The sequence below is a fragment of the Bradyrhizobium sp. genome (assembly GCF_036735945.1).
In the GTDB taxonomy this organism is placed as follows: Bacteria; Pseudomonadota; Alphaproteobacteria; order Rhizobiales; family Xanthobacteraceae; genus Bradyrhizobium.
The window spans coordinates 1-11,344 of record NZ_DAINNI010000141.1; the positions used below are offsets into that span (position 1 = coordinate 1).

Below are 11,344 nucleotides of genomic sequence, written 5' to 3' on the forward strand. Positions count from 1 at the left end.
TCGGTGGTGCATCCCGGCGGCGTGCTCACCAACATCGTGCGCAACTCGCGCACCGGCAGCGGCATCACCGACAATGCGCGCCGCGCCGACTCGATCGACCGCTTCGACGCCGTCGCCAAGACCACGCCGCCGGCGGCGGCCCAGCGCATCATCGCCGGCATCGAGAAGAACCAGCCGCGCATCCTGATCGGCAACGACGCGAAGTTCATGGACCTGCTGCAGCGCTTCCGCCCGGGGACGTATTGGAGCGTGATGGCGAAGCGGATCGAGAAGATGGGTGGGCGGAAGTGAGGGAGTTCTATCGTCGTCATTGCGAGCGGAGCGAAGCAATCCATGTCGCAATCCGGGGATAGGTGGATTGCTTCGCTCCGCTCGCAATGACGGGGAGATAGCGCCGCTACCGCCCCGCCAGCCTGTCGGCAAAATAGCCGATGGTCTTGCGGTAGATCGTGGCCCGGTTCCACTCGCGCATGGCTTCGAAATTCGCGCTGCCTTCGCCATAGGGCGCGCCGTTCTTGAATCCGCTCATGTGCAGCAGGTTCGCGGTGGAGGCGAGCACGTCGGGGACGCTGTGGCGGAGGTCGACGTGACCGTTGCCGTCGAAATCGACGCCGTACTTGATGTAGGACGATGGCAAAAATTGCGTCTGGCCGATTTCGCCGGCGAAGGCGCCGATCAGGTCGCGCAGCGGCAGATCGCCGCGCTGCACGATCTTGAGCGCGGCGAGCAGTTCGCCCTGGAACAGTTCGGTGCGGCGGCAATCATGCGCCATGGTGGCGAGCGTGCGGATGACCGGCAGCTTGCCGACGTCGCCCTTGCCGAAATCGCTCTCCAGCCCCCAGATCGCGACCACGATCTCCGGCGGCACACCGAACTTCTGCTCGATGCGCGACAGCAGCGAACCATGCTTGATCAGCATCTGCCGTCCGATGTTGATGCGCCCCGGCCCGACGCGGGTCGAGACATATTGCTCGAACGACTTGTTGAAGGTGCCGCGCTGGCGGCGGTCGAAGGCGAGCACCGCCGGATCCGGCGTGATGCCGGCAAAGGCCTGGCCGATCACGGCCTGCGAGACGCCGGCCGCGGCCGCCTCCTGCGACATCGCCGCGATGAAGGCGCTGAAATCGCCGCCGCAACGGGCGGCGTGGGAGGGCGTGGCGAACAGGAGAGCGGCAAGCGTGGACGCGCAGAAGGCCAAGGCGAAACGAAGCGAAAGCATGGGAAGCCATTTCCGGGAGGGGGAGCAAATCGGCGCCGGTTGTAGCACGGTCGCTATCCGTATTCGAGACCGTTGCCGGATGGAGCCGGTGACGCGAAGATGCTATGGAATGCACAAGACATATTCGGCCTCGTGCACAGGAGAAATGCCGTGACCCAGGACGACCGTTCGAACGAGGATTCCTTGCGGCCTGGCGTGCTGCGCGTGCCGCTGTTCCGCCTGCTCGCGATCAACCTCGCCGTCGGCATCGCGCTGGCCGCCGCCCTGGTCGGCGGGCTGCTGGCGCTCAATCCGGGCGGCTTGCGCCATCTGATCTTCGCCGACGCCTCGCCCGCAACAGCGCTTGGGCTGCTGCTGTTCGGCTTCGTCGTCACGCTGGGCTCGACCGCGATGGGCACCGCGATCATGGCGATGGGCCGCGCCACCGATGACCGGACGCGCGGCGGCCCGCCGTTGCGGCGGGTAGCGGCCGTGGTCCGGGCCAAGGGGTTCCGCTGAGCGGCCTCCTGCTTTCCGACCCGCGCGATTGATCCGCGTCAATAGCTCCGCACGCCGGCTTTCCTAGGATCAGCAAAAATGGAGAGCCTCGATGATCGGAATCACCCTGACCACGGACCAGATCCGCAACGCCCCCACACCGGTTCGCCAGTGGATCGAACAGCAAGTGATCGGCTCGCTGGGACTGGCGGCCAACACGCCCGCCGCCGAGCACCCACAAGCTGCGCATCTGGTCGGCTGTACGACCGAAGAGGCGAGCGCGGTGCTGGCAGAGATCAAGGGGTTGATGCCGGCGTTCAACGTGTTGTTCGAATTCGCCCGCCCCGGCATTTCGTTCGGGCAACCGCCGGTGATGGCGTTTCGCCTGGTCGACATTCTCTATCACACGCGCCTGGAGGATATCAGCCAGGTCGTGGAATGCCTCGAGGCCATCAACGAGGCTTTTGCGCGCGTGCGCGGCGATGCCTCGGCAAAGTTGTGCGGCTTCGACAATCAGGGACATTGCCTCATCGCGCCGGAGACGCAGCGGAGCGTCGCAGCGCTGTGGCAGAGCATTCTCGCGAGCCAGAAGCAAGCGCGCGGCGCCGCAGGCGCGGATGTCAAGCCGGCGGCGTGAGTGGCGTCAGTTGGCTTTTGGCTCTGACTGCGTCGTCCCCGCGCACGCGGGGACCCATACGCCGCGGCCGGTCTTGTAAGAGCGGACTTATCGACGGCTTGGCTTCAACAATCCCGCCGGTGGTTATGGGTCCCTGCTTTCGCAGGGACGACGGGGATAGACCCTACTCGCCGCCGCCGTCGATCTGTCGGCCCATCAGCGCAATCGCTTTCTGATAGACGCCGGCGGCATTCCAGGCCTGGATCGCGGCAAAATTCGCCTCGCCCGGCTGATAGCCGGCGCCGGCGCGCCAGCCATGGGCCTTCAGGAACGCCGCGGTCGACATCAGCGCATTCGCCGAGTTTTCGAGATTGCCGGTGCCGTAGGCCAAGATCGCCTTCGGCATGAACTGGGTCTGGCCGACCTCGCCATGCATCGAGCCGCGCTGGCTGGGCGACAGCGCGCCGCGATCGATCAATTGCAGCGCGGCGTAGAGATGCTCGGTGAAATAGGCCGAGCGGCGGCAGTCGTAGGCAAGCGTCGCGATCGAGGCGAGCATGTTCTGGTTGCCGCGCTGGCTGCCGAACCCGGTCTCCATGCCCCAGATCGCCAGCAGCGGCCCCGGCGGCACGCCGTAACGGCTCTGGATCGAGGAGAACAGCGCGGCCTGCGAATTCTTCAACTGCCGCCCCCTCGACACGATGGTGGTGGCGCCGCGCTTGGCCAGAAATGCATCGAGCGAAAGATTGAAGCTGCGCTGGCCGCGATCGGCATTGATCGTCGCCTGCGCATAGTTCGTCGCCATCAGCGCCTGGATGGTCCCGGCGCTGATGCCCTTGGCGCGGGCCTCGCCGGCGAACTCCTGCTTCCAGGCGGAATATCCGGCGGCGGAGCTGCCGCAGGTGGCGGCCTCGGCCCGGGAATCGAAGCACGCGAACATTGCCAAGGTTGCGCTGAAAGCAAATGCGATGCGGAGCATGGAAAAGCCGTTCCTGAGAGAGCACTGCAAATAAGCATCGGCTTCTAGCACGTCCCGGGCTTCGCTTCGAGGGTTGCGGCGAAGCGCCCCGCGCAAAATCTCCCCGAAAACGGCCATCATTGCGGCCCATTTGAACCGGCTGACCTGCCGCTGCGACCTTTACAAGTCATGCTTCATCCCGCGCTCCCCTCGATCATTTCTCGAACAAGTGGAATTCCCATGAGCCTATCGTGCACGCCGTTCAGGCCGCTCCTCCTGCTGCTCGCCCTGTCGCTTGGCGCGATGACGAACGCGGCCGCGCAGACCCGCGACGTGGCCGGCGCCAAGGACTATCCCGGCATCGGCCGCTTCGGCGGCAGCGTGATCACGGGCTATCAGGTGAAGGACTTCGACGCGGCGCGGATGCAAGGCGCGGTGTTCAAGGACGGGCAGCCCACGGACGCGCGACGGCTGGAAGGTCGCATCACCAGGATCGCCTATCGCACCAGTCCCGGCCCCTCGATTCTGGAGGTGTCGCGCAATTTCGAGACGCAACTGGCGAAGGCCGGATTCGAAACGCTGCTCGCCTGCGACGTCGATGCCTGCGGCGGCATTCCCTTTTCGGAAGCCGTCGACGCGCTGCCGATTCCGCAGATGTGGGTGGATGGGTTCAACTACCGCTATTTTGCCGGACGCAAGACCGAAGGCGGCCGCGAGACCTATGCCAGCATCATCGTCAGCGAGAACAACCGCGATATCTATGCGCAGCTCGTCGTCGTCGTAACAGGCGCGATCGAGAACAAGATGGTGGATGCGGCGGCAATGGCAAAGGGCCTCGGCGAGGCCGGCCACATCGCGCTCTATGGCATCTATTTCGACACCGACAAGGCGGTGCTGAAACCCGAAAGTCGACCGACGCTCGAACAGATCGCAAAACTCCTGACCGGCCAGCCGCAGCTCAGCGTCTTCATCGTCGGCCACAGCGACAACCAGGGCGCCTACGACTACAATCTCGATCTGTCGCGCCGGCGCGCCGAGGCGGTGGCCGCCGAGCTGGTAAAGAACTTTCGGATTGCGCAGGCGCGGCTGCGTACGGCGGGCGTCGGCTTCCTCTCCCCCGTCGGCTCCAACGCCAATGAGGGCGGCCGCGCGTTGAACCGCCGCGTCGAGCTGGTGGCGCCGTAACTTCAGCGTATCGGCCGACGCCCGCCCTGGTTGCCAGGGACAAGGCCAAGGACAAGGCCATGACCAGGTCCAGTGGTTTCAAAGTCGGAATGGCAATTGCGGTCGCTGCGCTGGCCGGAAGCCAGCCGGCGGTCGCACAGGCGCCGGCGCTTTCCGTCGACCCCTCGCGCCTGCCTCGCCTCGGCACCATCGACGAGCGCTTTCAATCCTACAACGTCGAGATGGTCGAGGTCACCGGCGGACGATTCTGGAAGCCTTACCGGGCGAGCGCTTCGACGGCGGCAGGCGCGGTCAACGCCGCGAATGTCCCGGTGGGCGGTAGTCCCGACCTCTATGAGTATCGAAATCCCATCGACCTCTCCAGCACCCGCCTGCGCACATTGGCCGCCGCCCTTGCCCCAGCCTACCTGCGCGTCAGCGGCACCTGGGCCAACACCACGTACTTTGCCGACAGCGATGTGCCGCCCGCGACGCCGCCCGACGGCTTCCGTGCCGTGCTCAGCCGCGAGCGCTGGAAAGCCGTCATCGACTTTGCCCGCGCTGTTAACGCCGACCTCGTGACCTCGATGGCAACGGGTCCCGGAGTCCGGGATGCCACGGGTCTATGGCAGAGCGATCAGGCCCGTCGCCTGTTTGCCTACACCCGATCGATCGGCGGCCGGATTGCCGCCGCCGAATTCATGAACGAGCCGAATCTGGCGGCCATGGGCGGCGCGCCACAAGGCTACGACGCGGCGGCCTACGGGCGGGACTTCGCGGCCTTCGTTGCGTTCATCCGGGCGCGCGAACCTGACGCGATCGTCCTCGGCCCCGGTTCGGTCGGCGAGACGACGACGATGCAATCGACGCCGTCCAGCCCCGACTTCATCAACACGCGCGACCTGCTCGCGGCATCGGGTCCCGGCATCGATGCGTTTTCCTATCATCACTATGGCGCGCTGTCGCAGCGATGCTCCGGCAATCCGGGCCAGGCCACGCCGGAGGCCGCGCTTTCGGAACGCTGGCTTTCGAGCACCGACCGCACGCGCGCATTCTACCAGTCGCTGCGGGACGAGTTTGCGCCGGACAAGCCGATGTGGCTTAGCGAAACCGCTGAGACCGCCTGCGGCGGCGATCCCTGGGCTTCGACTTTCCTCGATACGTTCCGATATCTCGATCAGCTTGGCCGGCTTGCCAGGAGCGGCGTTCAGGTAGTGGCGCACAACACGCTGGCGGCAAGCGATTACGGCCTGCTCGACGAGAAGGCGTTCCGCCCGCGGCCGAACTATTGGGCAGCGCTGTTGTGGCGCAGGCTGATGGGCACGACGGTTCTCGATGCCGGCGTGCACGAGGGAATGCACCTCTATGCGCATTGCCGGCGCGGCGCGCGCGGGGGCGTTACGCTGCTTGCCGTCAATCCGGATCGAACAACCGCCGCCGTCCTGCGATTGACCGTGGCCAGCGAGCGTTACACGCTGTCGGCAGATGACCTGCAGAGCGCAGACGTGAAGCTGAATGGAACGGTCTTGGAACTCCAGCCGAATGACAGTCTTCCAGAGCTTGTCGGCGTAAAATCGTCCGCTGGCACGATCGAGCTCCTGCCTGCCACGATTACGTTCATCACGATCGAGAATGCCGAAAATCCAGCATGTGATTGAATTTGTCTCGAACGGGATTCGCGCCCCTCCCACTCAGCCGGAAGGTGCTACCTACCAGCGCCCCTTGCGTTTGTTCCAGGCAAACAGCAGGTCGGCAAAGCGATCATAGAAGAACCGCGTGAACGGCAGTGCCACGCGATTGCCGAACAGTTTGGCAATCCACCCCTCGCCCGGCGTCAGGCGCCACAATGCGACGGCAACATCGGCACCGACAATGAGGCGGCCGTTCTCATCGGTGGCGTGCAGGCGGCGCCTGATATCGTCGATATCTGCGCCATGATGCGCCAGCGCGTCGGGCTGCTCGTTGATATCCTTGAATGCGATGCTCCCTGCGCGCACCGCCGCAAGCAACCTGTTGCGCTGCCAGTCGATGCCGGCGTCGCAAACGGGGCAGCTTGTGTTGTACCAGACGGTGAGACGGGGAGTGGGCATGTCGGCGATGGCAAGCCTACCACGACGTGATGTCTGTTCGGAATCCAAGCTGCAGGCTGGCCTTCATGTCGGGAAGCCCGGCCATGATCGCGGTAGAGTTGTCGCCGACTGCCAGCATGGCGAGACAGCCGGCGATCAAAACCGGCTTGAAATCGCTGTTTTGGCAGGAAGCGGCCGTCGGCGTCATCTTCAGCCCTTGAGTTGCCTTTCCAGCGAGGCGAAATCGACTTCCGCCCAGCGCTCGGCGATCCGGCCGTCGCGGATGCGCCAGAACGTCATGCCGCGAAATTCGATGCGTTTCCCGGTCGGCGCAATGCCGCGCCAGGGTCCGTTGTGCACGCCGCGCCAGACCACGCGAGCGGCGACGGTGTCGCCCTCCGCGATGATGCCTTCGCAGACCGCGTTCAGTTCGCCGAAGGTGGCGTGGAGCGCGGCGGAATGCGCGATCACCTGGTCGGCGGTCATCGCGGCGTTGGCGGCATGGTCGAAGAAGTCCGAGGTAATTTGGGCGCGGATCGCATCGGGATCGTGGCGGTTGGTGACGGCGTCGTAATGGGCGAGGACGAGGGCCTTGTTGGCTTCGGGGGACGAGACGGACATGAGGCTTTCGTATTTCAGGATGGGATGAAGGTTAGACACGGCGCGAGGTGCAAGGTTCAAGCGGATTGCAGCGCGAAGTGCCGTGCCTATCTCCATGAAATACGGGATGTATTCGACCTGCCGATGCACGCGCCGCGCGCAAGGCAGGCCATCGCCGGAACCCGCCATTTTGCTTTGACAGCGAAGTTGGGATCGGGGACAAGCCCGCCATGGCCAAGAAACCCGGAACCAATCCCAAAGGCGAATTCGCCTTTTTCAACATCGTTTATGAAGACGATACCCAGCGCTCCAACCGGCGCGTGCCCTCCGAACTGCTCGGCGGGCTCGACGGCGACGAGCCGGCGCGCGCCTTCATCATGGAACAGGATCGCGAAATCGCCGAGAAAAGTGGCCGCCCGGTGCTCGAAATAAAGAGCATCAGCCGGGTCGGCGCGAAGAAGAAGTAGGCGGGCGCTGCGCCGCCCCTCGTCATTGCGAGCGTAGCGAAGCAATCCATCGCGCGGCAAGCGGAGACATGGATTGCTTCGCTACGCTCGCAATGACGGCGCAAGGGTCGGATCAAAAATAAAAACGGCGGGCTTTCGCCCGCCGTTTTTATTCGAATGTATACGCCATCAGACGAACTAGTTGTCGAGGAAGCTCCGCAGCTTCCGCGACCGCGACGGGTGCTTCAGCTTACGCAGCGCCTTCGCCTCGATCTGGCGGATGCGTTCGCGGGTGACCGAGAACTGCTGGCCGACTTCTTCCAGCGTGTGGTCGGTGTTCATGCCGATGCCGAAGCGCATGCGCAGCACGCGCTCTTCGCGTGGCGTAAGCGAGGCCAGCACGCGCGTGGTGGTCTCGCGCAGGTTGGACTGGATCGCCGCATCGATCGGGAGGATCGCGTTCTTGTCCTCGATGAAATCGCCGAGGTGCGAATCCTCCTCGTCGCCGACCGGGGTCTCCAGCGACAGCGGCTCCTTGGCGATCTTGAGGACCTTGCGGACCTTCTCCAGGGGCATGCCGAGCTTTTCGGCGAGCTCTTCCGGGGTCGGCTCGCGGCCGATCTCGTTGAGCATCTGGCGCGAGGTACGCACGATCTTGTTGATCGTCTCGATCATGTGCACGGGGATGCGGATGGTGCGGGCCTGGTCGGCGATCGAGCGCGTGATCGCCTGCCGGATCCACCAGGTGGCGTAGGTCGAGAACTTGTAGCCGCGCCGATACTCGAACTTGTCGACCGCCTTCATCAGGCCGATGTTGCCTTCCTGGATCAGGTCGAGGAACTGCAGGCCGCGGTTGGTGTACTTCTTGGCGATCGAGATCACGAGGCGAAGGTTGGCTTCCACCATTTCCTTCTTGGCCTGACGGGCCTCGCGCTCGCCCTTCTGCACGCCGTGCACGATCTTGCGGAATTCGCCGATCTCGAGGCCGGTGAGCGCCGCGAGCTGCTGGATCTCGCCGCGCAGCTCCTTGATGCGGTCCTTCTCGTGATGGACGAAGTTCTTCCAGCCCTTGGCCGACAGTTTCGAGACGCGGTTGAGCCAGCGCGGATCGAGCTCCGAGCCCTGGTAGTTGCGCAAAAAGTCTTCGCGCGCGACGCCGTGGCTGTCGCCGAGGCGCAGCAGGCGGCCCTCGAACGAGACCAGCTTCTTGTTGATGTCGTAGAGCTGCTCGACCAGCGAATCGATGCGGGCCTGGTTCAGGCGCAGCGACTTCACCTCGACGATGATCTCGTCCTTCAGCTTCTTGTACTTGCGCTCCTGCGAGGGCGACAGCGACTCGCTCTGCAGCTGGTTGGCGATGTCCTGCTCCTGCAGGCGGCGCAGCTTCTTGTACTCGGACGCGATCTTGTCGAAGGTCTCGACCACCTTCGGCTTCAGTTCGGCCTCGATGGCGGCAAGCGACATCTGGTTCTCGAACTCGTCCTCTTCCATGTCGCCTTCGGCGGCGGCTTCGGCGGGATCCTTTTCCTCGGTATCCGCTTCACCGCCGGGAGCGGCGCGGAACGGGGTCGGCGACGGCGGAGCGGCCGGCGGCGCGACATGGGCGGGCGCGGCCTCGCCATTGGCGGCCTGGCCGTCGGCGGCGGGCGCGCCGATCAGCGCCGGGTTCATGTTGTTCTTGGCGTCGGGGCCGGCATAGGTCGCTTCGAGATCGATGATGTCGCGAAGGAAGATCTTTCCTTCGTTGAGCTCGTCGCGCCAGATGATGATGGCCTGGAAGGTCAGCGGGCTCTCGCAGAGGCCCGCGATCATCGCCTCGCGGCCGGCCTCGATGCGCTTGGCGATGGCGATTTCGCCCTCGCGCGACAGCAATTCCACCGTGCCCATCTCGCGCAGATACATGCGGACGGGATCGTCGGTGCGCTCGCCGGGCTCGGACTTCTTGACCTCGGTGACGGCCTTCTGCGTGACCTCGACGAGCTCGTTGTCGGTATCGTCGTCGGCGGAATCCTTGTCCTCTTCCTCGCCCTCGTCGTCGGCCTCGGTGACGTTGATGCCCATGTCCGAGAGCATCGACATGATGTCCTCGATCTGCTCGGGCGAGGTGGTGTCGGAGGGCAGCACTTCGTTGAGCTGATCGAAGGTCACGAAGCCGCGCTTCTTGGCCTGCTTGATCATCTTCTTGACGGCGGCGTCGGAGAGATCGAGCAACGGCGACGGCGCGTCGGCGGCATCCTTCTCCGGGGCGTCCGCTGCCTTGTCGTCTTTTTCCTTGTCCTTAACCTGCAGCGTCTTTGCCTTGGTGGCCATTCATCAAGCTCCCGAAACGCGCTCATGCGGGACGACGCCCTGCGTCATCCACTCCTGAATTACTGAAGTCGACAGCAGGATGTCTTTCGTTTGAAAAGCCAACCCGCTAGATCCTTGCTCTTAGCGCGCGATCCATGCCCGGACCACGCCTGTGCCCCTTGAGTATCCGCATGCGGACGACGCGCAAAGGGCGGCGCAGACCGTCGCCACCCCATAAACCCCGCTATCGCCGGTGTCATGCCAATAGCCCGAAACGCCCCTCGCTGGTTAAGTACCTTCGGACTATTAAGCTTCGCTTAACCCTGTTTTTGCCGCCAAACCATGGATTTGGCGAGTCTTTTTGCGGGCACGGCCGCCGCCATCCGCAATTGTTTTTATCGTCCTAAACGCTCTTCCGGAACCGGCCCGAAAGCTCGCCAAACCCCTCGATCAGGGCTTCCGTGCCGTCGAGCGACTCCAGTCGGGCGCTGACGTCCTTCAACCATGCCAGATTGGCCTCGCTGGGCTCTTCGCCCAACGCCAATTCGGCATCTTTCCTCTCCCTAAGTAGGGCGTGCGTTTTCTGATGCAAGACAACGAGTTGCTGCCAGGTGGCCAAAACGTCCTCGCGCGCCGCGCCCGGCCTTGCGCCCCACACCGCCGCGGTCGTGATCGCCCGCTCAACCCGTTGAAGAATCTCGCCTAATCCGCGCGCATCGAGGTCGGCGCGCATCTTCTCGGCCTGCTCCTCGACGTCAGGGGAATGGTGATGATCGTTGGCGAAGGCCGCGATAATGCCGGCGCGGAGCTTGTTGGCCTCGCCATGCGCCAGTTCCAGCGCGGCCACCTCCTCCAGATGATCGTGCAACAGCCAGGGATGGCTAATCAGGGATTGCAGGATCAGCGCCTCGCGGCGGGACATCGCGCTGCGCTGTCCCCGCATGATCGGGCTCGCCGCCAGTTGCGGGCTTGCCGCCTGGTAGGGACCGGGGGCGAGGCCGGGAGCCGCCCCCGGCAGGCGGTTGCCGCGGGAAGCGAATCGGCCGGCTGGAGCACCGCCCCGGGGGGCAAAGGCGCGGGGTGATTCGCGGCCGGAAAAGCCGCCCCGGCCATAGCCGCCTCGGCCGGTATCGGGGGCAAAGGTGCGCTGCAGGCGCTCGGCGAGATCCTGGCGGTAGTAGCGGCGCACGACCTCGTCGCGGATGCCGTTACTGAGTTCGTTGATGCGCGCTTCCAGCGCAGCGCGCCGCTCGGGGGTCGCAAACGTGCCGCTCTCGATCTCGCGCGTCCAGATCATGTCGGCGAGCGGCCGCGCCGCCGAGATCACTTCCTCGATCGCCATGCGGCCGCCGGCGCGCGCGAGATCGTCGGGGTCCTGCCCTTCCGGCAGCAGCGCAAAGCGCAGGCTCTTGCCCGGCGCGAGATGGGGAAGCGCCAGATCAGCGGCGCGATACGCCGCCTTCTGTCCGGCGCGGTCGCCGTCGAAGCAGAGGATCGGCTCGTCCG

The 11,344-nt window shown here is 64.8% G+C and carries 12 protein-coding genes and 1 pseudogene; 6 read left to right on the forward strand and 7 right to left on the reverse strand.

Features of this window, described 5'->3' with window-relative positions; genetic code table 11:
- Window positions 1-291: pseudogene (locus V7E26_RS26225) on the forward strand (acetoin dehydrogenase); the annotation flags it as partial.
- Window positions 292-397: 106 nt separating this feature from the next.
- Here the strand turns inward: V7E26_RS26225 and V7E26_RS26230 are convergent.
- Window positions 398-1,219 (reverse strand): lytic murein transglycosylase, encoded by an 822-nt coding sequence (locus tag V7E26_RS26230; protein WP_324421895.1) that lies wholly within the window; start codon window positions 1,217-1,219, stop codon window positions 398-400.
- A gap of 150 nt (window positions 1,220-1,369) precedes the next feature.
- Between V7E26_RS26230 and V7E26_RS26235 the strand changes: the two genes are divergently transcribed.
- The gene (locus V7E26_RS26235) at window positions 1,370-1,717 is read left to right on the forward strand and encodes a hypothetical protein (protein WP_324421897.1); all 348 of its coding nucleotides are present in this window, start codon (window positions 1,370-1,372) and stop codon (window positions 1,715-1,717) included.
- 91 nt (window positions 1,718-1,808) lie between these two features.
- A complete protein-coding gene (locus tag V7E26_RS26240) occupies window positions 1,809-2,333 on the forward strand; it encodes a hypothetical protein (RefSeq protein ID WP_324421899.1) in 525 nt (174 codons plus the stop codon).
- 163 nt (window positions 2,334-2,496) lie between these two features.
- On the opposite strand, the gene V7E26_RS26245 is transcribed toward V7E26_RS26240, so the two are convergent.
- Window positions 2,497-3,252 carry a lytic murein transglycosylase gene (locus V7E26_RS26245; RefSeq protein WP_324421901.1) on the reverse strand — a complete coding sequence of 252 codons (756 nt, stop codon included), beginning with the start codon at window positions 3,250-3,252 and terminating at the stop codon, window positions 2,497-2,499.
- 258 nt (window positions 3,253-3,510) lie between these two features.
- On the opposite strand from V7E26_RS26245, the gene V7E26_RS26250 reads away from it, so the two are divergent.
- Together V7E26_RS26250 and V7E26_RS26255 are read left to right on the forward strand one after the other, a co-directional pair.
- Window positions 3,511-4,455, forward strand: a complete 945-nt coding sequence (locus V7E26_RS26250; RefSeq protein WP_324421903.1) for an OmpA family protein — start codon at window positions 3,511-3,513, stop codon at window positions 4,453-4,455.
- Between the two features lie 59 nt (window positions 4,456-4,514).
- Window positions 4,515-6,092 carry a hypothetical protein gene (locus V7E26_RS26255; RefSeq protein WP_324421905.1) on the forward strand — a complete coding sequence of 526 codons (1,578 nt, stop codon included), beginning with the start codon at window positions 4,515-4,517 and terminating at the stop codon, window positions 6,090-6,092.
- 51 nt (window positions 6,093-6,143) lie between these two features.
- Here V7E26_RS26255 and V7E26_RS26260 read toward each other — a convergent pair whose 3' ends face one another.
- From V7E26_RS26260 to V7E26_RS26270, 3 genes are read right to left on the reverse strand one after another with little or no spacing between them, the layout of a single operon-like run.
- Window positions 6,144-6,524 (reverse strand): thiol-disulfide oxidoreductase DCC family protein, encoded by a 381-nt coding sequence (locus tag V7E26_RS26260; protein WP_324421907.1) that lies wholly within the window; start codon window positions 6,522-6,524, stop codon window positions 6,144-6,146.
- Window positions 6,525-6,540: 16 nt separating this feature from the next.
- The gene (locus tag V7E26_RS26265) at window positions 6,541-6,711 is read right to left on the reverse strand and encodes a hypothetical protein (protein ID WP_324421909.1); all 171 of its coding nucleotides are present in this window, start codon (window positions 6,709-6,711) and stop codon (window positions 6,541-6,543) included.
- A 2-nt stretch (window positions 6,712-6,713) separates the two neighbouring features.
- Window positions 6,714-7,124: an ester cyclase gene (locus tag V7E26_RS26270; protein WP_324421911.1), complete on the reverse strand. Its 411-nt coding sequence runs from the start codon at window positions 7,122-7,124 to the stop codon at window positions 6,714-6,716.
- Between the two features lie 209 nt (window positions 7,125-7,333).
- Here V7E26_RS26270 and V7E26_RS26275 point away from each other — a divergent pair, with 209 nt between their 5' ends.
- The gene (locus tag V7E26_RS26275) at window positions 7,334-7,570 is read left to right on the forward strand and encodes a hypothetical protein (RefSeq protein ID WP_324421913.1); all 237 of its coding nucleotides are present in this window, start codon (window positions 7,334-7,336) and stop codon (window positions 7,568-7,570) included.
- A 177-nt stretch (window positions 7,571-7,747) separates the two neighbouring features.
- Here the strand turns inward: V7E26_RS26275 and rpoD are convergent, their stop codons facing one another.
- Together rpoD and V7E26_RS26285 are read right to left on the reverse strand one after the other, a co-directional pair.
- On the reverse strand, window positions 7,748-9,859 hold the full coding sequence (gene rpoD / locus V7E26_RS26280; protein WP_324421915.1) for an RNA polymerase sigma factor RpoD: 2,112 nt from the start codon (window positions 9,857-9,859) through the stop codon (window positions 7,748-7,750).
- 382 nt (window positions 9,860-10,241) lie between these two features.
- On the reverse strand, window positions 10,242-11,344 hold a 1,103-nt coding region (locus tag V7E26_RS26285; protein WP_324421917.1), incomplete at its 5' end, for a toprim domain-containing protein.